This window comes from Pseudomonas sp. W15Feb34 (assembly GCF_023127765.1).
GTDB lineage: Bacteria > Pseudomonadota > Gammaproteobacteria > Pseudomonadales > Pseudomonadaceae > Aquipseudomonas > Aquipseudomonas synxantha_A.
In genome coordinates, this window is record NZ_SPKN01000025.1 from 84,933 (window position 1) to 103,978 (window position 19,046).

The window sequence follows — 19,046 nt, forward strand, 5'->3', positions numbered from 1 at the left end:
TAAACAGCTATCTGGCAGGCAACAGTTTCAAGGTGCCTCGGGTATTGGCCGTCACTTCCTCATCACTGAAATGCGCCTGCTCATACCCGCCTTCGATATAGCTTTGCGCCTGATCACCATAGTGAGCATCAAACGGTACGCCGCTTTGCCCCACTGGGTTGATGGTCAGTGCGTGGGCAGGGTCGGCGAAGTCGATCAGGCGCCGTGTCGAAGGCCCATAGGTCACCGGCCATGGCGCCGGGCCGATCGCGGCGGTCTGGTTGTTCGGCACTTCGTGGCTGCCCGGTGCGGCGAACGGGCCGACGTTGAAGAGCTTATCCAGCGGTTTCTGCAAGCCCAGCGGATGACCATGGGTCAAGGTGTGCGCCTTGCCCCACTGCCACTGCGCCGGGTCGTCGCCGAAGGTCGTCTTGAGGTGGGCCAGGCTGTTGTCCCAGGCGAGCTTGACGATATCCGCGCGCTTGCCCTCCCACCAGGGTGAGTCCGGCGAGGCTGCCAGGCGTGGCAACGCCGCGTCGATCACACGGGTGGTGATCAGGGTCTTGAACAGTGCATCGCCCAGCTTCGGGTGGAAGGTCGCGTCGGCAAGGTTGAACAGGAACTGGTTGAACAGCGTGGCGCTGGTGGAGTCCAGCGGGTAGTCGCCTTTCCAGCTTGCGAGCTGTTCCACCAGCTTGAGTTGAGCCGGGTCCTTGATCCCTTCGCGCAGCACCGGCAGCAGCGGTGCGAGCAGGCGTGGGCCGTAGGCGGTGGTGGTGCCCAGTTGCAAAGCCTGGCTGTTGCTTACATCCCACTTCACGCTGTTGTCGCTCAACTGCGCGTTCAACTGCTGGCCACGGTCCGCGAGGTTGTAGTAGCCCGGGATCTCCATGCCGGTGGGCGATGCCGGTTGGGCGTTGGCGGAGACCACATAGCCACGTGCCGGGTTCTCTTCCTGGGGGTTGGCGCTGAACGGGTAGAAGCCCAGCTTGTCGGCCTGAGCGGTGCTGCCATCGAGGATGAACGCCGGGTTGACGCCGGCCGGGCGGATCGGCAACTGCGCTGCCGCCCACCAGCCGATATCGCCCTTGGCATTGGCCCATATGATGTTCAGGCCCGGTGCCGACACCTTGGCGGCCGCGACACGTGCCTTGGCCAGGGTATCGGCGCGGTTGAGTTGGTAGAAGCCGTCGAGGATCGGGTTTTCGGTGTCCAGGAACGCCCACCACATGGCAATTGGCGTGCTGCCCGCGTTCTCGCCGAGCACGTCATTGATGATCGGGCCGTGGGGCGAACGGCGCAGCGTGAGGGTCACCGGCGCCTGGCCCTTGACCTGGATCTGTTGCTCGCTGCTGGTCATGTCGACCCATTGGCCGTGATACCAGACCTGGTTGGGGTTGTCCGGGTTGACCTTCTCGGCGACCAGATCAAGGTCGTCGTTCTGGAACATGGTCAGGCTCCAGCCGAAGTCCAGGTTGTGCCCCAGGAACGCCACCGGCACCAGCGCGTTGTGATAGCCGTACAGCTCAAAGCCTGGCGCCGACAGCTGCGCCTCGTACCACACCGATGGCACCGAGAAGCGGATATGCGGGTCACCCGCCAGCAACGGCTTGCCGCTTTTGGTATGGCTGCCGCTGACGGCCCAGGCGTTGCTGCCCTCGAACTGCGGCAGGCCGTTGTCGGCCAGGGCCTGCTCACTCAGGGCGGCGATGGCGCCGAGGGTTTGCCAGTCACTGGCCGCCAGGTTGAGCGCACCCTTGGGTTGCCAGTCGAGATCGAACACTTTCAGGTAGTCGCTGCCCAGATGGTCGCGTACGTAAGTCAGCACCGGCTCGGTACGAAAGGCGGCGGCAAAGCTGTAAGCCATGTACCCGGCGACGCTGATGCTGTCCTCGACGGTAAAGCGGCGCTTGGGGATGCCCAGCACGTCGAACTCCATGGGGCTGGCGTGGCTGTCCTGATATTGGTTGATCCCGTCCAGATAGGCTTGCAGGGCTTTGGACGACGCTGAGTCGGGGTCCATGTGCTCTGCGTAGCTCAAGGCGCGCTCACGAATGCGCAGGCTGCGAAACAGCTTGTCGGTCTCAAGCAGTTTGGGCCCCAGCACTTCGGCCAGTTCGCCACGGGCCAGGCGCCGCATGACCTCCATCTGGAACAGCCGGTCCTGGGCATGCACATAGCCCAGGGCGCGGTACAGGTCAGCCTCGTTCTCGGCACGGATATGCGGTACGCCACGGTCGTCGTAGCGCACCGTGACCGAGCTTTGCAGGTGGGCCAGCGGCACTGTGCCCTGACGCGTGGGCTGCTTGCTGTAGACATACCAACCGGCGCCGAGGGCGACCAGCGCAATCAGCACCGCGAAAATCTGCAAGACGCGCTTCATGAACATTCCTTACCAGAGTGGACGGGCTACTGATCCTTAGGCCACGAACAATAGCAGCCTACCGCGAGGGTGTGAGTGGCATTCACTTCGCGTCCGGTTCCAAGGGCCTTGAGAATGGGTTCGATAAAACTGTTGCTGGCATTGCACGTCAGCCCTTCGCTGTAGGGGCCGAAATAGGCCAGTTTGCCTGTGCGGTCCCAGATGCCCACGGCCGGGCTGGCGGGTATGCGATCGGCGCCGGGCAGGGCGTCGAGGATTTTCATGTGGCGCAGGTTGTCGGGCAGGGTGCCGTGGCTACCGGCTTTTTGCAGGGCGTAAAACTCGACCCCTTGGGGCTCGTACTGCTCGATCAGCTCACCCAGGTGTTGCTGGTTGCCGACATTGCACGGGCAGGCCGGGTCCCAGAAGTGCACCAGGCGAATCGGGCCAGGGCCGCTGAGGGCGGCGGGCAGTTGCAGCGCATCGCCGGAGAATACCGCCGTGTGCTCGCTGAAGGCGCGCAGGTAGCGGCCCTGGAACCAGTCATACGCGGCCCACAGCACGCCGGCGCAGATAACCAGGATCAGGCTGGCGAACAGGGCGTTGCGGTAAGGCGGTCGCATTCAAAGGTATCCTCGCAGGTCGCGTAGCTTGCCATGCTTGTCCTGACAGATGAATATCGCAGCTCGATATTCATCTTCACCGCCAGTCTGGAAGCCTTTATGCCCGTCACCTTTGACCCTGATCATCTGCGCGAAAGCTTGCGGCCCCTGGTGGACGCGCAACCGCTTAGCGCCGAGGCAAGGGTCTATCAACGTTTCTATGGGCTTGACCTGGCCGCTCGCAAGGTGCCGGCGGTGAGCCGGTTGGGGCGCCTGGAAGTGGACGGGTTTGAAGTGGTGGCCCAGGTATGGTGGCCGCCTGCGCCGGTGGCAACGATGTTCATGTTCCACGGTTTCTACGACCACATGGGGTTGTACCGCCATGTGGTGGATTGGGCGCTGGACCAGGGCTTTGTGGTGATCGCCTGCGACTTGCCGGGCCACGGCTTGTCCAGCGGCCCGCGCGCCAGCATCGATGAGTTTGCGGTGTACCAGAGCGTGGTGCAGGCGTTGTTCGCTGAGGCCAAGGCGCTGCAATTGCCGCAACCCTGGCACCTGTTCGGGCAAAGCACCGGCGGCGCCATTGTGGTGGATCACTTGCTCAACCACGGCGCCGACAGCCCGGCCCAGGGCAAGACCTTCCTGCTCTCACCGCTGGTGCGGCCGCGTGCCTGGGGATGGTCGAAGGTCAGCTATTACCTGCTGCGCCCGTTCGTCAAAGGCATCGCCCGACGCTTCAGCGATAACTCCAACGACCCTGCGTTCAAACCGTTCCTTGAAGCCGACCCACTGCAGCCGCGCCAATTGCCCACCGCTTGGGTAGGGGCGCTGGCGCGCTGGATCAAACGCATCGAAGCCGCACCCCGCAGCCCACGGCGGCCGGTGATCGTGCAGGGTGAGGAAGATATGACGGTGGATTGGCAACACAATTTGCAGGTGCTACGCGGTAAGTTCGACCGGCCCGAGGTGTTGATGCTGCCGCGGGGCAGGCATCACCTGGCCAATGAGATTCCAGAGATTCGTAATGAGTACTTCAAGTACCTCACCGATCACCTGAACTAACGCATTTTAAATGTGGGAGGGGGCTTGCCCCCGATTGCGGTGTGTCAGTCATATATCTGGTGACTGACACTCTGCTATCGGGAGTAAGCCCCCTCCCACAATTACTGCGTCAGGCTTGAGGTGCTTTGGCCGACAGCCAGCCCTGCGCGAATGGCTGCCAGGGCCGCCTGGTAATACGCCTTACCTTCCGGCGATTCGGCAAACGTAGCGAACTCTTCCAGCTCCGGGTCGGACAAATCCCGGTAGACGTACAACAGCGTGTTGTTCAGGTCCTTGTCGATTTGTTGCATCAACCGTTCGCGCTGCCCATTCAACATACCCTGGGCCTGACCGCCGCCAAGCAAACCGGGGATCATCTGGCTCAAGCTGTCGGCCGCTACACCGGCAATCGCCAGGCTGACTTCTGCACCGGCCTCGCGCGCGGGCAGGGCTTGGGCCAGATGGCCGATGATCAGGCTGCGGGTGGCGTCGGCCTGGATTTTCGGCAGGCCCTGAGCGTTTTTCGCCAACTGGTCGCGGCGCGTGGCCAGCAATTCTGCGGCGACGATCTTGCGGCCCAGGGGCGATTGGAAGAACGCCAGGGCCGGTTTCGGGTTGGCCAGGTGCTTGCGCAGTTGCGCCTCGGCACGCTGATCCATGGCTTGGGCGCCAAAGCGCTTATTGCTGTTGTCCACCAGCGCCTGGTACACCACCGGCGGCAGGCTATTGCGGTAGCGTTGCTGGGCGGCACTGAGGGCGTCATTGAAATGCGCACGTTGTTCGGCCCAGCCGGCAACCTTGTACAACTGGTCATGGCCGTCTGCCCAGGCGGGCAAAACGCAGAACATCAACACGGTAAAAAACAAACGACGCATATGGACTCCTGTCAGTCGGCCACTATTGTCCGTGTCGGGCGTAGGATTTGTCGAGAAGTCCTATCAGACAGCTGATTTAAAGTGCATTCGGGCGCTCGACGGCGCTGTCGGATTCTCAGGCGTATGGATACTATGCGCGCCATGCAAATATCCCTCGATGACCCGCTGCTGCAACGTATCGTTGACGACTTGGCCGAAAAAGGCTGGTCGCAGCAGAATGGCTTCCTGCCCCAGGCTCTGACCCTGGAACTGGCGGCTGAGTGCCATAAACGTGCGGCCGAAGGTGAGCTGGCACCGGCGGCAGTCGGGCGCGGGCCGGCCCAGGAGATTCGCGAGGGTATTCGCGGTGATCATATTCAGTGGCTGGAAGAGGGCGACGCGGCGGTTTGCGACACCTATATGGCCGTCATGGACAGCCTGCGCCTGGCAATGAACCGCAGCCTGTTCCTTGGGCTGGAAGATTTCGAAAGCCACTTCGCGATGTACCCACCCGGTGCGTTTTACCTCAAGCATGTGGACCGCTTTCGTGACGACGACCGGCGCATGGTCTCGGCGGTGATCTACTTGAACGACGCCTGGCTGCCCGAGCATGGCGGCCAGTTGCGCATGTACCTCAAGGGCGGCGTCGAATATGACGTGGTGCCTACCGGCGGCTGTCTGGTGGTGTTTTTGTCGGGCGAGGTGCCCCACGAGGTACTGCCGGCCACGCGCGAACGCCTGTCCCTGACCGGCTGGTTTCGCCGGCGGGGCAACGAGCCGTTTTAGGCAGGCAAAGGATTCTAAAGTCTTGCCTTGGACAAAATGTGGGAGGGGGCTTGCTCCCGATAGCGGTGGGTCAGTCAATAGATGCCGTGACTGGCACTCAGTAATCGGGAGCAAGCCCCCTCCCACATTTGACCTACTGTGTCTTGACTATCGGTGTTCGGCTCTCAAACCACTTCTGCGCCAGCGCCTTCAAGCGGCCATCCGCTTTCATCCGCTCCAGCGCCTTGTCCAGGCTGCTCTTGAACGCGGGGTTGCCCTTCTGAAACGGGATCACCAGTTCAGGTTTATCGTTATAAGCGGCGCTGACATCGAAACGATCCTTCAGCTCGGCAGTCATAGCGATATGGTTGATTGCCACATCGTACTTGCCGGTCGCCACGCCGTTCATCAGGTCGGCATCATCGGTGGTGATAAACGAGGAGCGTACGTCCATTTCTTTCGCCAGTTGCTCACCCAGTTCCACTTCAAAGCCGGTGAGCTTGTCGCCTTCCTTGAAATTGAACGGCGGGGTGTTGGCTTCCAGGGCTATACGCAGTTCGCCGCGATCATTGACGTCATCGATCAGCTCGGCATGGGCCAATGGGCTCAGAAGGGCAAGCAACAGTAACAGGCCAGGCGAAAAGCGCATGGTCACTCCTAGAGAATTCGAATGGACGAGGCGCTGTTCAGCATCGTTTTGCTATGGTGTCGGGTGCCTTGGACCGCAATTTATCGCGAAGTTGTCATAACCCTACAGATTTCACTGAAAAACTGGAGAAGCGAATGAAAGCCCTTTTGTCCCGTGCAACCCTGGCGTCCCTGCTGCTGGGTGCTTCGATGTTGGCCAGCGCTGCCGACCAGCCGCGCACACCGGCTCCTGCTGGTGCTGAAGTGTTCATTGTCTCGCCCAAAGACGGCGCTACTGTCGACAAAACCTTCACCGTCAAATTTGGCATCAAGGGCCTGGACCTGGAGCCGATCGACAAACAGGTACCGGGCGCCGGCCATCATCACCTGCTGGTAGATCAGGAAGTGGGGGCGCTCAACGCAAACGAAGCGATCCCGGCCACCGCTACCTCGATTCACTTCGGCAAGGCGCAAACCGAGACCGAGCTGACCCTCACGCCAGGCAAGCACACCTTGCAACTGGTGGCTGGCGACAACGTGCATCGCCAGTTCGAGCCTACGGTAGCCTCGAAAGTCATCACGGTTAACGTCAAGTAAGATTTGTTCAGATGCAAAAAAGGGAGCCCCGAGGGGCTCCCTTTTTCGTGGTGCGGTTGAAACCTTAGAACAACACGCGGCTACGGATAGTGCCGTTGATGTGCTGCAGCTTCTCTTGCGCCAGGTCCGAGTACTCGGCGTCGACGTCGATCACCACGTAGCCGACCTTCTCGTTGGTCTGCAGGAACTGACCGGAGATGTTGATGCCGTTTTCCGCGAAGACCTTGTTGATCTCCATCATCACGCCCGGGATGTTCTGGTGGATGTGCAGCAGGCGGTGCTTGCCCGGGTGAGCCGGCAGGGCCACTTCCGGGAAGTTGACCGACGATACCGAGGTACCGTTGTCGCTGTACTTGACCAGTTTTTCCGAGACTTCCAGGCCGATATTGGCTTGGGCTTCAGCAGTGGAGCCGCCGATGTGCGGGGTCAGGATCACGTTATCCAGGCCACGCAGCGGGCTTTCGAAGATGTCGTCGTTGGAGCGTGGCTCCACCGGGAACACGTCGATGGCGGCGCCGATCAGGTGCTTGTCCTTGATCGCGTCGGCCAGGGCATCGAGCTTGACCACAGTGCCGCGAGCGGCGTTGATCAGGATCCCGCCTTTCTTGATCGCGCGGATTTCCTTCTCGCCGATCATCCACTGAGTCTCGGCGGTTTCCGGAACGTGCAGCGTGACGATATCGGACATGCCCAGCAGTTCGGTCAGGCTGGCGACTTGAGTCGCGTTGCCCAATGGCAGCTTGGTCAGGGTGTCATAGAAGAACACCTGCATACCCAGGCCTTCGGCCAGCACCGACAGTTGAGTGCCGATCGAGCCGTAACCGACGATACCCAGCTTCTTGCCGCGGATCTCGAAGGAGTTGGCCGCGCTTTTGATCCAGCCGCCACGGTGGCAGGAGGCGTTCTTCTCTGGGATACCGCGCAGCAGCAGGATGGCCTCGGCCAATACCAGCTCCGCTACGGAACGGGTGTTGGAGTACGGGGCGTTGAACACCGCGATACCGCGTTCGCGCGCTGCGTTGAGGTCAACCTGGTTGGTGCCGATGCAGAAACAACCGACCGCCACGAGTTTCTTGGCGTGGTCGAAGATCTCTTCGGTCAGCTGAGTGCGGGAGCGAATGCCGATAAAGTGCGCGTCGGCGATCTTTTCCTTGAGCTGGGCTTCCGGCAGAGAACTGGTGATGTACTCAATGCTGGTGTACCCGGCGGCTTTCAGAACGTCGACAGCCGATGGGTGGACGCCTTCCAGAAGAAGGAACTTGATCTTGCTCTTATCGAGAGAAGTCTTGCTCATCTGCGTAAACCTGTATCCCGGAGAAAATTGGCAGGGAGTCGAGCAGCGCAAGCTGACCCGGACGGCAGGAAAGCCGTCACCGCAGAAACGCCCTTTGGGTCTGTCCTGCGGGGGCGGTATGCTAGCATACGCACCCCGCTAAACACCTATTCCTGCGACGTGAAGCGTTCTCAGGATGACCATGAATTGTTCGAGAGTTCTGTCGATGACCCATCCTGCCCTGATTGATGAGCTGAAGACCCTGGTTGAGCCCGGCAAAGTGCTGACCGATGCCGACTCCCTGGAGGCTTACGGCAAGGATTGGACCAAGCACTTCGCCCCCGCGCCCAGCGCTATCGTGTTTCCCAAGACCACTGAGCAGGTGCAGGCCATCGTCCGTTGGGCCAACGAGCACAAGGTAGCACTGGTGCCGTCCGGTGGGCGCACCGGCCTGTCGGCAGCGGCAGTCGCGGCCAATGGCGAAGTGGTGGTGTCGTTCGACTATATGAACCAGATCCTCGACGTGAACCTCACCGATCGCACCGCCGTGTGCCAGCCGGGCGTGGTCACCAAGCAATTGCAGAACGTCGCTGAAGAAAACGGCCTGTACTATCCGGTGGATTTTGCCTCGTCCGGTTCCAGCCAGATTGGCGGTAATATCGGCACCAATGCCGGCGGGATCAAGGTGATTCGCTACGGCATGACCCGCAATTGGGTGGCCGGCATGAAAGTCGTTACCGGTAAGGGCGATGTGCTGGAACTGAACCGCGACCTGATCAAAAACGCCACCGGCTACGACATGCGCCAGCTGTTTATCGGCGCTGAGGGCACCCTGGGGTTTGTGGTCGAAGCCACCATGCGCCTGGACCGTGCCCCGAAAAACCTCACCGCCATGGTACTCGGCACCACTGACTTCGACTCGATCATGCCGGTGCTGCACGCGTTCCAGAGCAAGCTGGACCTGACCGCCTTCGAATTTTTCTCCGACAAGGCCCTGGCCAAAGTCCTCGGCCGTGGCGATGTGCCGGCACCATTCGAAACCGAGTGCCCGTTCTACGCGCTGCTGGAATTCGAAGCCACCACTGAAGAAGTCGCCAACCATGCGCTGGAAACGTTCGAGCATTGCGTCGAGCAGGGCTGGGTACTGGACGGCGTGATGAGCCAGAGTGAAACCCAGTTGCACAACCTGTGGAAGCTGCGCGAGTACATCTCCGAGACCATCTCCCACTGGACACCGTACAAGAACGATATTTCGGTCACCGTCTCCAAAGTGCCGGCATTCTTGAGCGAAATTGATGCGATCGTCGGCGAACACTACCCGGATTTCGAAATCGTCTGGTTCGGTCATATCGGTGACGGTAACCTGCACTTGAACATCCTCAAGCCCGAAAACCTGAGCAAGGATGAGTTCTTCGCCAAGTGCGCCACCGTGAACAAGTGGGTGTTCGAAACCGTCGCCAAGTACAACGGCTCGATTTCCGCCGAACACGGCGTGGGCATGACCAAGCGTGATTACCTGACCTACAGCCGCTCGCCGGTTGAAATCGAGTACATGAAGGCTGTGAAGGCCGTGTTCGACCCGAACGGGATCATGAACCCTGGCAAAATCTTCGCGGTTTAACCGCACCTGAAGGAGTCGTTCCATGAGCTACCAGCACAAGTATGTCGACGGCACCAACATCCACTTCCCTGTGGGCAAACTGGTGTGCATCGGGCGTAACTACGTCGAACACGCCAAGGAGCTGGATAACCCGGTGCCCACCGAGCCTTTGCTGTTCATCAAGCCCGGTAGCTGCGTGGTGCCGTTGGAAGGTGGTTTTGCGATTCCCACCGAACGCGGTTCGGTGCATTACGAGGTGGAAATCGCGGTGTTGATCGGCAAGCCGTTGTCGAACAAGCCAAACCGCGAAGAAGTCCTCGACGCCATCTCCGGCTTCGCCCCGGCGCTGGACCTGACCCTGCGCGACAAACAGGCCGAGCTGAAATCCAAGGGCCTGCCGTGGGAAATCGCCAAGTGCTTCGACGGCGCGGCGGTGCTTGCCCCCTTCGTCGTCAGCAGTACCTTTGCGGACGTGACCGACATCGGCATACGCCTGACCATCAACGGCGAAGTGCGCCAGGATGGCAACAGCGCGCAGATGCTCAACCCGATCGTACCGATGATCCAGCACATGGCGGGCTGCTTCTCCCTGCAGGCGGGTGATGTGATTCTCACCGGCACTCCGGCAGGCGTAGGCCCGTTGAATGTGGGGGATGAGCTGGTGTTGGAGCTGGCGGGTGTGAACCGTTTCGAAAGCGTCGTGCGCTAAGTAACGGCCAAACTGTGGGAGGGGGCTTGCTCCCGATAGCGGTGGGTCAGCTACAAATAAGCTGGCGGACAGACCGCAATCGGGAGCAAGTCGAATCGTCGCACCGCCCCTCCCACATTGGTTTTGTGTATATCCCAAGTATGGGCTTTTGCATTTTTTTCACACGCCATCCGGATAATCCCAGCCTCTTGCGCGCAGGCCGTTGAATCCTGTGCTATCCCATACAGCTGACTTTCCGGAAAAGCGCTCAATGGCCGTGCCTCTACCCACTTCGAAAACCTCGCTTCGCTCGCGCTTGTCCATGCGCTGGTATTCCTGGGTATTTTTGGCCGGTGCCATTCTGTATGGCGTGGCCTGGGCCATGCACTGGGATGATCGCGGTGTGCTGTGGGTGCTGGAGCGCTTCGAGAGCCCGGCCGAACGCCACGAGAGTGTTTGGCTCCCGGACTATCAGGCGGTCATCGACGCCAAGCTGCTGCCCGGTATGGAGAAGGATGAGGCTTCCGACCTGTCCTACAACCCCCAGACCAAAACTCTGTTTTCCGTCATGGGCAAAAACCCGTTTCTCGTGGAGCTGAGCCTGCAAGGCGACGTATTGCGCAAGATGCCGCTCAATGGCTGGAACAATCCTGAGGGCGTGACGGTGATGGAAAACGGCTCGATGGCCGTGGTAGATGAACGCGATCACACCGTGACCGTGGTAAAGGTGGACGCCGGCACCACGGCGCTGAACAAAGCTGATTTCCCAAGCCATGACCTGGGCCCCTCCAAAGACCAGAACAAAGCCTTTGAAGCGATCGCGTGGGACAAGCGTAATCAGCAGCTTGTACTGGGCGAAGAGCGGCCGCCGGCTTTGTTCACGTGGAAGAGCGATGGCAACACGCTGACCGGCGACAAGCAAAAGCTGGTCAGCACCGAACTGGATGTGCGCAACCTTTCGGCCTTGTCCATTGACCCGCGCACTGGGCACTTGCTGGTGCTGTCGGCCGATTCCCACCTGTTGCTGGAACTGGACGAAACAGGCGAGCAAGTCAGCTTCATGACCTTGCTCGGTGGCTTCAACGGCCTGAAAGACACCATCCCGCGCGCCGAAGGGGTGACCCTGGATGAGAGCGGCAACCTGTACATGGTCAGTGAACCCAACTTGTTCTATCGTTTTGAAAAGCAGAAATAACTGACGAATTACGTCAGACTTTTCTTTATAAACGGCATTCGCCAGACAGTTCGGCGCGTTTAAGTTTAAATTCAGGCGACCTTGATATCTATTCGCCAGTTTTTTCACTGAGCCCGCCCCGATGCGTCGACTTGCCCGCCCCAAACCTGCTGTTTTCATCTTGCTGTTGCTTGCCCTGGTTGCCGCCGGGGTCGTTGCGCAGCAGTTTCGTCTGTTCGAGCGTGCCTGGTTCAACTGGCAGGTGTGGCGCCAGCCTGCCGATGAGCGCGCCATTGGCCTGGCAGATTACCGCGTGACCCTGGAAGGCCAGGTGATCGAAGGGCTCGACGATGATGTCTCGGCCCTCACCTACGATCCGGTGCGCAAAAGCCTGTTTACCGTCACCAATAAAAACGCTGAGCTGGTGGAGCTGTCCCTGGAGGGCAAGATCCTGCGGCGCATTCCACTGGTGGGGTTTGGCGATGCAGAGGCTGTGGAGTTTATCAGTGACAACATTTACGTCATCAGCGATGAGCGCCAGCAGCGGCTGATCAAGGTGCATGTGGACGACGACACAACCTTCCTCGACGCCGCCGACGCGGAGCAGATGACCCTCGGCGTACATATCGGCAGCAACAAGGGGTTCGAGGGCCTGGCCTATGATTCGGTGGGCAAGCGTCTGTTCGTCGCCAAGGAGCGCGACCCGATGCTGATCTATGAAGTGCATGGCTTCCCGCATTTCAAGGCGGAAAAAACCTACTCGGTGCACGTGATCAACAACCCCAAGCGCGATGCCGGACTGTTTGTGCGCGACCTGTCGAGCCTGCAATACGACGAGCGCAGCGGCCATCTGCTGGCGCTGTCGGATGAATCGTTCCTGGTTTTGGAGCTGGACATCGACGGTCGCCCCTTAAGCAGTTTGTCGTTGCTTAAAGGGCGCCATGGCCTGAGCAAGCGCGTGCCTCAGGCCGAAGGGATTGCCATGGATGACGAGGGCACGCTGTATATGGTCAGCGAGCCGAACCTGTTTTACGTGTTCAAAAAAACCTGATCAGAACATCCATTGCACGCCCAGCGTATAGCCGGTCTGGCTGCCTTCGGCATGACCCAGGCGGCCATTGACCTCGGCATACACCCCCAACTGCGGGGTGATCGCCAATTGGCTGCCGATTTGTGCGCGACCAAAGCTCTTGTCTGCTGAGCCGAGCCGAGCGGTGCGCGCCTGGCCATCGGCGCGGGCTGTCAGTTGCAGGTCATCCAAGCGGCCATCGGCCATTTCCTTGACCCAAGCGATGTCTGCATACGGCATCAGGCTCAGGCTGTAGGGCAGGGCGACAGCGCCACGCACGCGCCAGCCGAGGCTGGCTTGCAGGGAGTCGAAAGACTGCTCTTCATACTGCAGGGCGGTGCGCAGGTTCTGTTTTTCGTGGAACGTGTCGATGCGGTAGTGGCTGTAGTCCAGGCCGGCGAAAGGCCCGCTCTTGAGCGCACCGAAGTCAAAGTCGTAGCCGCCCAGCACCCGCGCGCCCAACGCCAGGGCATCAGTCTCGCCCGTCAGTTGCTGATTGAGCAGAATCGGCCCGCCATTGGCCTGGATGATCAGGTTGCGTTTGGAATCAAAACGCGTGTGGCCGATGCTCAGGTCACCGGCCAGCCAGCTTGGCCCGCCATCATTGAGCAGCGCATAGACGGCTGCCTGCCAGGTGTCGCTGTCCAGTTTGCCGCGATGCTCCAGTTTGTCGCGCCCGTTGAGGTAGCTCAGGCTGGCACCGATATTCAGGCTTGGGGTCAGTTGATAATCGCCAAGGGCGTGCAGGCCCAGGCGTCGGGCTTCGGGGTTGGGGGCCGTGTCGAAACCGCTGTCCGGGCTGTATTCGCCGTCCACGCCGATCTCGCCATCAAAGCTGCCCACCTCGCGGCTGGCCGCCTGCAGGGTCAGCCAGCGGCGATCGTGCAGGCGCACCATGGCTTGATGCTGACGTTGCAGGTTGTCCTGCATGTTGCGTGCGACGGCACCGCCGGACGCCGTCGAGGCCATCAGGTCGGCGTTGGTCAGTTCCAGCACCAGGCGGCTGAGCAAGCGTGAATAGTCACGCAGGCGCTGGTCGATGCGCGCCTGGCCGAAGGCGTCGGTGAGTACGCCTTTGTTGTCTTCGCTCGGGTCGTGCCAGGTCGAGCCGCCTGGGATTTTCGGGTTGTCGGTCTGGGTATAACCGTCCAGATCGCCCAGTTCCCAGTTGGTGGCTTCTACATAAAGGATCGGGATATTCAGCGGCTCGAAAGGTTCACCATCACTGCAGCAGCCTGTGCCTTTGGGGTATTGCGGGTCCAGGCCGGGGTTGGTGAATAGCGGGATATTCAACTCCTTGGCGATCTGAAACGTGTGCTCGCGCAATGACGCCAGGGCCGGGTTGTCGGTGCTGTTCTGGCCGGCGTGGGCATACATCATGTCGCCGGTGATCAGGCTGTCGAGATTGATCATCGCAAGCATATTGGCGCGCTGGCTGGCGCTCAGCGAGTCAACAAAGGCCCGGGAGCCGCGCAAACCTTCTTCTTCCGCGCCGAATCCGACGATTTGCAGGCCATTTTCCAATGACAGGCCGCCGAGGTTCTTCGCCACCTCGGTCAGCACGCTGGCACCGGAGCCATTGTCATCCAGGCCTTGCAGGGTCGGGCGGCCGAAGTAGGTGTCGAAATGCGCGCCAATCACCACGTACTGCGGCTTGGTGCCGGCGGCGTAGGCCACCACGTTTTGCGCAGCACGGCTGCCGCTGCTCCAGGTGAAGTCCTGGCGGCTGATGGAATAGGCCGCGCCCATCTGGCTCTGCATCCAATCAGCAGCGCCGGCAAAATTGGCCGTGCCGCGATAACGACCGGGGTAGTCATTGATCAGTTTTTCCAGGGTGGTGTTGGCGTGCTGGCCGTACTCGTAAGCTTGGGCTTGCGCGGACAGCAGGGCAGCGGCAACGCTGATGGCGAGGGCTAGGGGCTTTATCACAAGGTCTTCCTTGAGGTGATGGGAATGTTCAAAGCCCAGACCCTTTGCACAATGCGCGCCTCATTCCGTGGGCGGCTGCAAATTGGCGCATTGTTAAACGCGTGGGTCGCGTGGCTGTAATTTGTATCCGATTGGATACCAGGCGGGGCAGGGGATGCCGTGACAGAGCGCACGGTTTTGGATAGGAGTGCTGCAAATGTGGGAGGGGGCTTGCTCCCGATTGGGTGTATCAGTACCAGATATTCTGACTGACACACTGCTATCGGGAGCAAGTCGAATCGTCGCACCGCCCCTCCCACATTGGAGTTGTGGTGTCGTTAAGCCTTGAGGGTTTTCACGCCTTCCGGGGTGCCCAGCAGCAGCACATCCGCCGGGCGTGCGGCGAACAGGCCGTTGGTGACCACACCGACGATGGCATTGATCTGCGTCTCCAGCTCCACCGGATTGGTGATCTGCATATTGAACACATCAATGATGATGTTGCCGTTGTCGGTCAATACACCTTCGCGGTACACCGGGTCGCCGCCCAGTTTCACCAGTTCGCGGGCTACGTGGCTGCGGGCCATGGGGATAACTTCCACCGGCAGCGGGAACGCACCGAGCACAGGCACCAGCTTGCTCGCGTCGGCGATGCAGATGAAGGTCTTGGCCACGGCCGCGACGATTTTCTCGCGGGTCAGGGCTGCGCCGCCGCCCTTGATCAGGTTCAGGTGTTCGTCGCTTTCATCGGCGCCGTCCACGTAGAACTCCAGGTCGCTCACGGTGTTGAGCTCGTACACTGGAATGCCATGGCCTTTAAGGCGGGCGGCGGTGGCTTCGGAACTCGCCACGGCGCCGTCGAACGCGCCCTTGTGCTGGGCCAGCGCGTCGATAAAGCAGTTGGCAGTGGAGCCGGTGCCGACACCGACGATGCTCTTGTCGTCGAGTTTGGGAAGGATTAAATCGACGGCGGCCTGGGCCACTGCCTGTTTGAGTTGATCCTGGGTCATGCGGGCTCCGGAACGGGCGGGGAGTTATCGAGGGGCGCGAGTATAACCCAACAAAACCTCCGGATTCGTGTGGTCGCCCGCCCAAACGCTGGGTTAGACTCCTTGGCCCTGCCCAACTCGTGAAGTAGATGCCTGCCGATGCTTGAAGACTACGTCAAAAAGATCCTCACCTCGCGCGTGTATGACATCGCCGTGGAAACTCCCTTGCAGACTGCCCGCCAGCTCTCCGAGCGGTTGGGCAACAAGGTCTGGCTCAAGCGCGAAGACTTGCAGCCGGTGTTCTCGTTCAAGATTCGCGGCGCCTACAACAAGCTGACCCAATTGAGCAGCGAGGAACGCGCCCGTGGCGTGGTCACGGCATCGGCGGGCAACCATGCCCAGGGCCTGGCCCTGGCGGCCAAGGTGCTGGGGGTCAAGGCCACCATCGTGATGCCCAAGACCACCCCGGAGATCAAGGTCGAAGGCGTGCGCTCGCGGGGCGGCAAAGTGGTGCTACACGGTGATTCCTTCCCGGAAGCCCTGGCCTACTCGCTCAAGCTGGTCGATGAAAAAGGCTACGTCTACATTCACCCCTACGATGATCCACACACCATTGCCGGGCAGGGCACCGTGGCGATGGAAATCCTGCGCCAGCACCCGGGGCCGCTGGACGCGATTTTCGTACCGGTGGGCGGCGGCGGGCTGATCGCCGGTATTGCGGCGTATGTGAAATACCTGCGTCCGGAAATCAAGATCATCGGCGTCGAGCCGGACGACTCCAACTGCCTGCAAGCCGCCATGGCGGCAGGCGAGCGCGTGGTGCTGCCGACCGTGGGAATCTTTGCCGATGGCGTGGCGGTGGCGCAGATCGGTCAACACACCTTCGACATCTGCAAGGATCATGTGGATGAAGTGATCACCGTCAGCACCGATGAAATCTGCGCGGCGATCAAGGATATCTACGACGACACGCGCTCCATCACCGAGCCGGCAGGCGCGTTGGGCGTGGCCGGGATCAAGAAGTACGTCGAGACTCGCGGCGTCAGCGGCCAGACCTTTGTCGCCATCGACTCTGGCGCCAACGTCAACTTCGATCGCCTGCGCCATGTGGCCGAGCGTGCCGAGCTGGGTGAAGGCCGCGAAGCCATCATCGCGGTAACCATCCCCGAGCAGCCGGGCAGTTTCAAGGCGTTCTGCGAGGCCGTGGGCAAGCGCCAGATCACCGAATTCAATTACCGCTACCACTCCGGCAGCGAAGCGCACATCTTCGTCGGCGTGCAGACCCACCCGGAAAACGATCCGCGCAGCGCACTGATCGCCAGCCTGACCAGCCAGGGTTTCCCCGTGCTGGACCTGACCGAAAACGAACTGGCCAAGTTGCACATTCGCCATATGGTGGGCGGCCATGCGGCCAAAGTCAGCGATGAGGTGGTGTTTCGCTTCGAATTTCCGGAGCGTCCGGGCGCCTTGTTCAACTTCTTGCACAAGCTGGGCGGGCGCTGGAACATTTCGATGTTCCACTATCGCAACCACGGTGCAGCGGACGGGCGTGTGGTCGCCGGGCTGCAAGTGCCGGCGGACGAGCGCCACCTGGTGCCGGCAGCCCTGGCTGAAATCGGCTACCCGTACTGGGATGAAAGCGAAAACCCGGCCTACCAGTTGTTCCTCGGTTGAGCGACTACGCTGACTGAGCGGCCTTTAAGGAATCGAGACCATGGAAACACTGACCACCCTCAAGGTTATCCACATCACCGCCACCGTGTTGCTGCTGCTCAGCGGCCTCGGCCTGGCCGTACTGGCCTGGCGTAAACGCAGTGCCGGCCCGGCGGTCATCGTGCAACGCCCATGGGCGTTCGTGTGGCTGCTGATGGGCATTTGCCTGGTCAGTATGCCGTTCACCGGTTGGTGGCTGGTGCACCTGATCGGCTGGCCCCTGGGGCAAACCTGGATTTTAGGCTCCAGCATCCTCTACACCGTGGCGGCGCTGGCGTGGTTCTGGCTGGTGGCGCGCCTTAATCGCCTGCGCAAGGGTGAGGGCGGCAGCCTGAATTTTACCCTGGTGCTGGCGGTGGTCAGCCTGGTGGGGTTTGTGGCGATTGCAGGGCTGATGGGCGCCAAGCCGGTTTAAAGCGTTAGATCGCGTCGCCTTCATCGCAGGCAAGCCAGCTCCCACAGGGGAATGCATTCCAAATGTGGGAGCTGGCTTGCCTGCGATAGCGTCATCAGCTGCGCAGAGTGATCACCGGCCAGCCCCGCTTCTGCGCTTCAGCGCGCAAATTCGGATCCGGATCCACCGCCACCGGATGCGTCACCTGCTCCAGCAACGGCAAATCATTCATCGAGTCGCTATAGAAGTAGCTGTCTTCCAGGCTGTACCCAGTCTCTTCCAGCCAGCGATTCAAGCGCGTCACTTTGCCTTCTCGAAAGCACGGCACATCAGTGCTGCGCCCGGTGTAGCGGCCGTTTTCCATCTCGCATTCGGTGGCGATCAGGGTGTCAACGCCTAGCCGTGCGGCAATTGGCGCAGTGACGAAGCGGTTGGTGGCGGTGATGATCACCAGCTTGTCGCCGGCGGCGTGGTGCTGGGCCAGCAGTTCCACCGCCTTGGGCAGCACGATCGGCTCGATGCAGTCGCGCATATAGTCGTTGTGCCACTCGTCCAGTTGGGCCATCTCGGTGCGGCCGAGGATTTCCAGGCAGAAGTTCAGGTAAGCGGCGTTATCCAGCTTGCCGGCCAGATAGTCCTGGTAGAACTCGTCGTTGCGGGCCTTGTAGGCCACCGGGTCGAGAATCCCACGCTCACACAGGTAATCGCCCCAGGCGTGATCGCTGTCACCGCCGAGAAGGGTGTTGTCCAAGTCGAATAAAGCCAGGCGCATTGCAGTTACTCGCTGAAAAGTCTGTAAAAAGGCGTCCAGAATACGGTCTTTTCACAAGAGTGCACATAAGGTAAGAAGCCTCGTTGCCGCTGGAACAATCTTTGTGGAACAATGCGGCGACATGCGTTTGCGAGGTTGTTGCCGTGATCGACCCCGATGGTTTCCGTCCTAATGTCGGGATTATTCTTACGAATGATGCCGGACAGGTGCTATGGGCTCGCCGAATCAACCAAGATGCCTGGCAGTTTCCTCAAGGTGGGATAAACCCCGACGAAACCCCTGAAGACGCCTTGTACCGTGAGTTGAACGAAGAAGTCGGCCTTGAGCGTGAAGATGTGCAGATTCTGGCCTGTACCCGTGGCTGGTTGCGCTATCGTTTGCCGCAACGCCTGGTGCGTACCCACAGCCAACCGCTGTGCATCGGCCAGAAGCAGAAATGGTTTCTTTTGCGCCTGATCTCCAACGAGCAGCGGGTGCGGATGGATTTGACCGGTAAACCGGAGTTCGATGGCTGGCGCTGGGTCAGCTATTGGTACCCGTTGGGCCAGGTGGTGACATTCAAGCGCGAGGTTTACCGCCGCGCTCTCAAAGAGCTTGCCCCGCGCCTTTTAGCGCGCGACTGACGACGGAGTTCGACCC

At 60.6% G+C, this 19,046-nt stretch carries 18 protein-coding genes; 10 read left to right on the forward strand and 8 right to left on the reverse strand.

Annotation, left to right across the window (positions count from 1 at the left end):
- Positions 1 to 7 precede the first annotated feature (7 nt).
- Together E4O97_RS11205 and E4O97_RS11210 are read right to left on the reverse strand one after the other, a co-directional pair.
- Positions 8 to 2,362 carry a penicillin acylase family protein gene (locus E4O97_RS11205; RefSeq protein ID WP_248130649.1) on the reverse strand — a complete coding sequence of 785 codons (2,355 nt, stop codon included), beginning with the start codon at positions 2,360 to 2,362 and terminating at the stop codon, positions 8 to 10.
- 26 nt (positions 2,363 to 2,388) lie between these two features.
- A complete protein-coding gene (locus E4O97_RS11210; RefSeq protein ID WP_103734205.1) occupies positions 2,389 to 2,964 on the reverse strand; it encodes a DUF6436 domain-containing protein in 576 nt (191 codons plus the stop codon).
- 99 nt (positions 2,965 to 3,063) lie between these two features.
- Here E4O97_RS11210 and E4O97_RS11215 point away from each other — a divergent pair, with 99 nt between their 5' ends.
- Positions 3,064 to 4,005 carry an alpha/beta hydrolase gene (locus E4O97_RS11215; protein WP_248130670.1) on the forward strand — a complete coding sequence of 314 codons (942 nt, stop codon included), beginning with the start codon at positions 3,064 to 3,066 and terminating at the stop codon, positions 4,003 to 4,005.
- Between the two features lie 101 nt (positions 4,006 to 4,106).
- Here the strand turns inward: E4O97_RS11215 and E4O97_RS11220 are convergent, their stop codons facing one another.
- Complete coding sequence (locus E4O97_RS11220; protein WP_032878866.1) at positions 4,107 to 4,859, reverse strand: DUF2059 domain-containing protein; 753 nt, start codon at positions 4,857 to 4,859, stop codon at positions 4,107 to 4,109.
- Positions 4,860 to 4,991: 132 nt separating this feature from the next.
- Here E4O97_RS11220 and E4O97_RS11225 point away from each other — a divergent pair, with 132 nt between their 5' ends.
- Positions 4,992 to 5,624: a 2OG-Fe(II) oxygenase gene (locus tag E4O97_RS11225; RefSeq protein ID WP_005792345.1), complete on the forward strand. Its 633-nt coding sequence runs from the start codon at positions 4,992 to 4,994 to the stop codon at positions 5,622 to 5,624.
- A 133-nt stretch (positions 5,625 to 5,757) separates the two neighbouring features.
- Here E4O97_RS11225 and E4O97_RS11230 read toward each other — a convergent pair whose 3' ends face one another.
- The gene (locus E4O97_RS11230; protein ID WP_103734206.1) at positions 5,758 to 6,252 is read right to left on the reverse strand and encodes a transporter substrate-binding domain-containing protein; all 495 of its coding nucleotides are present in this window, start codon (positions 6,250 to 6,252) and stop codon (positions 5,758 to 5,760) included.
- Between the two features lie 134 nt (positions 6,253 to 6,386).
- Here E4O97_RS11230 and E4O97_RS11235 point away from each other — a divergent pair, with 134 nt between their 5' ends.
- Positions 6,387 to 6,827, forward strand: coding sequence for a DUF4399 domain-containing protein (locus E4O97_RS11235; protein WP_248136120.1), 441 nt, complete (start codon positions 6,387 to 6,389; stop codon positions 6,825 to 6,827).
- A 64-nt stretch (positions 6,828 to 6,891) separates the two neighbouring features.
- On the opposite strand, the gene serA is transcribed toward E4O97_RS11235, so the two are convergent.
- Positions 6,892 to 8,121, reverse strand: coding sequence for a phosphoglycerate dehydrogenase (serA, locus tag E4O97_RS11240; RefSeq protein WP_005792342.1), 1,230 nt, complete (start codon positions 8,119 to 8,121; stop codon positions 6,892 to 6,894).
- A gap of 205 nt (positions 8,122 to 8,326) precedes the next feature.
- Between serA and E4O97_RS11245 the strand changes: the two genes are divergently transcribed.
- From E4O97_RS11245 to E4O97_RS11260, 4 genes are all read left to right on the forward strand, one after another.
- Positions 8,327 to 9,721: an FAD-binding oxidoreductase gene (locus E4O97_RS11245; RefSeq protein WP_005792341.1), complete on the forward strand. Its 1,395-nt coding sequence runs from the start codon at positions 8,327 to 8,329 to the stop codon at positions 9,719 to 9,721.
- 22 nt (positions 9,722 to 9,743) lie between these two features.
- Positions 9,744 to 10,409, forward strand: coding sequence for a fumarylacetoacetate hydrolase family protein (locus E4O97_RS11250; RefSeq protein ID WP_032878871.1), 666 nt, complete (start codon positions 9,744 to 9,746; stop codon positions 10,407 to 10,409).
- Positions 10,410 to 10,659: 250 nt separating this feature from the next.
- The gene (locus tag E4O97_RS11255) at positions 10,660 to 11,583 is read left to right on the forward strand and encodes an SdiA-regulated domain-containing protein (protein ID WP_248161368.1); all 924 of its coding nucleotides are present in this window, start codon (positions 10,660 to 10,662) and stop codon (positions 11,581 to 11,583) included.
- Positions 11,584 to 11,704: 121 nt separating this feature from the next.
- Positions 11,705 to 12,613 carry an SdiA-regulated domain-containing protein gene (locus E4O97_RS11260; RefSeq protein WP_032878873.1) on the forward strand — a complete coding sequence of 303 codons (909 nt, stop codon included), beginning with the start codon at positions 11,705 to 11,707 and terminating at the stop codon, positions 12,611 to 12,613.
- Here the strand turns inward: E4O97_RS11260 and E4O97_RS11265 are convergent, their stop codons facing one another.
- Positions 12,614 to 14,560 (reverse strand): autotransporter domain-containing protein, encoded by a 1,947-nt coding sequence (locus tag E4O97_RS11265; RefSeq protein WP_216090445.1) that lies wholly within the window; start codon positions 14,558 to 14,560, stop codon positions 12,614 to 12,616.
- A 317-nt stretch (positions 14,561 to 14,877) separates the two neighbouring features.
- Positions 14,878 to 15,549, reverse strand: coding sequence for a ribose-5-phosphate isomerase RpiA (gene rpiA, locus E4O97_RS11270; RefSeq protein WP_032878877.1), 672 nt, complete (start codon positions 15,547 to 15,549; stop codon positions 14,878 to 14,880).
- A 138-nt stretch (positions 15,550 to 15,687) separates the two neighbouring features.
- On the opposite strand from rpiA, the gene ilvA reads away from it, so the two are divergent.
- Together ilvA and E4O97_RS11280 are read left to right on the forward strand one after the other, a co-directional pair.
- Complete coding sequence (gene ilvA / locus E4O97_RS11275) at positions 15,688 to 17,202, forward strand: threonine ammonia-lyase, biosynthetic (protein ID WP_032878878.1); 1,515 nt, start codon at positions 15,688 to 15,690, stop codon at positions 17,200 to 17,202.
- A gap of 40 nt (positions 17,203 to 17,242) precedes the next feature.
- Complete coding sequence (locus E4O97_RS11280) at positions 17,243 to 17,656, forward strand: DUF2269 family protein (RefSeq protein WP_078822576.1); 414 nt, start codon at positions 17,243 to 17,245, stop codon at positions 17,654 to 17,656.
- A 94-nt stretch (positions 17,657 to 17,750) separates the two neighbouring features.
- Here E4O97_RS11280 and E4O97_RS11285 read toward each other — a convergent pair whose 3' ends face one another.
- Positions 17,751 to 18,407: an HAD family hydrolase gene (locus E4O97_RS11285; RefSeq protein ID WP_032878883.1), complete on the reverse strand. Its 657-nt coding sequence runs from the start codon at positions 18,405 to 18,407 to the stop codon at positions 17,751 to 17,753.
- Positions 18,408 to 18,550: 143 nt separating this feature from the next.
- Here E4O97_RS11285 and E4O97_RS11290 point away from each other — a divergent pair, with 143 nt between their 5' ends.
- Complete coding sequence (locus E4O97_RS11290) at positions 18,551 to 19,030, forward strand: RNA pyrophosphohydrolase (protein WP_003176750.1); 480 nt, start codon at positions 18,551 to 18,553, stop codon at positions 19,028 to 19,030.
- Positions 19,031 to 19,046: the final 16 nt, after the last annotated feature.

Coding starts and splice junctions, on each gene's coding strand:
- E4O97_RS11280 (WP_078822576.1), top strand. CDS start 17,243: ATGGAAACACTGACCACCCTCAAGGTTATCCACATCACCGCCACCGTG.
- serA (WP_005792342.1), bottom strand. CDS start 8,121: ATGAGCAAGACTTCTCTCGATAAGAGCAAGATCAAGTTCCTTCTTCTG.
- E4O97_RS11215 (WP_248130670.1), top strand. CDS start 3,064: ATGCCCGTCACCTTTGACCCTGATCATCTGCGCGAAAGCTTGCGGCCC.
- E4O97_RS11235 (WP_248136120.1), top strand. CDS start 6,387: ATGAAAGCCCTTTTGTCCCGTGCAACCCTGGCGTCCCTGCTGCTGGGT.
- E4O97_RS11285 (WP_032878883.1), bottom strand. CDS start 18,407: ATGCGCCTGGCTTTATTCGACTTGGACAACACCCTTCTCGGCGGTGAC.
- E4O97_RS11210 (WP_103734205.1), bottom strand. CDS start 2,964: ATGCGACCGCCTTACCGCAACGCCCTGTTCGCCAGCCTGATCCTGGTT.
- E4O97_RS11225 (WP_005792345.1), top strand. CDS start 4,992: ATGCGCGCCATGCAAATATCCCTCGATGACCCGCTGCTGCAACGTATC.
- E4O97_RS11220 (WP_032878866.1), bottom strand. CDS start 4,859: ATGCGTCGTTTGTTTTTTACCGTGTTGATGTTCTGCGTTTTGCCCGCC.
- E4O97_RS11255 (WP_248161368.1), top strand. CDS start 10,660: ATGGCCGTGCCTCTACCCACTTCGAAAACCTCGCTTCGCTCGCGCTTG.
- E4O97_RS11205 (WP_248130649.1), bottom strand. CDS start 2,362: ATGAAGCGCGTCTTGCAGATTTTCGCGGTGCTGATTGCGCTGGTCGCC.
- E4O97_RS11260 (WP_032878873.1), top strand. CDS start 11,705: ATGCGTCGACTTGCCCGCCCCAAACCTGCTGTTTTCATCTTGCTGTTG.
- E4O97_RS11250 (WP_032878871.1), top strand. CDS start 9,744: ATGAGCTACCAGCACAAGTATGTCGACGGCACCAACATCCACTTCCCT.
- E4O97_RS11245 (WP_005792341.1), top strand. CDS start 8,327: ATGACCCATCCTGCCCTGATTGATGAGCTGAAGACCCTGGTTGAGCCC.
- rpiA (WP_032878877.1), bottom strand. CDS start 15,549: ATGACCCAGGATCAACTCAAACAGGCAGTGGCCCAGGCCGCCGTCGAT.
- E4O97_RS11230 (WP_103734206.1), bottom strand. CDS start 6,252: ATGCGCTTTTCGCCTGGCCTGTTACTGTTGCTTGCCCTTCTGAGCCCA.
- ilvA (WP_032878878.1), top strand. CDS start 15,688: ATGCTTGAAGACTACGTCAAAAAGATCCTCACCTCGCGCGTGTATGAC.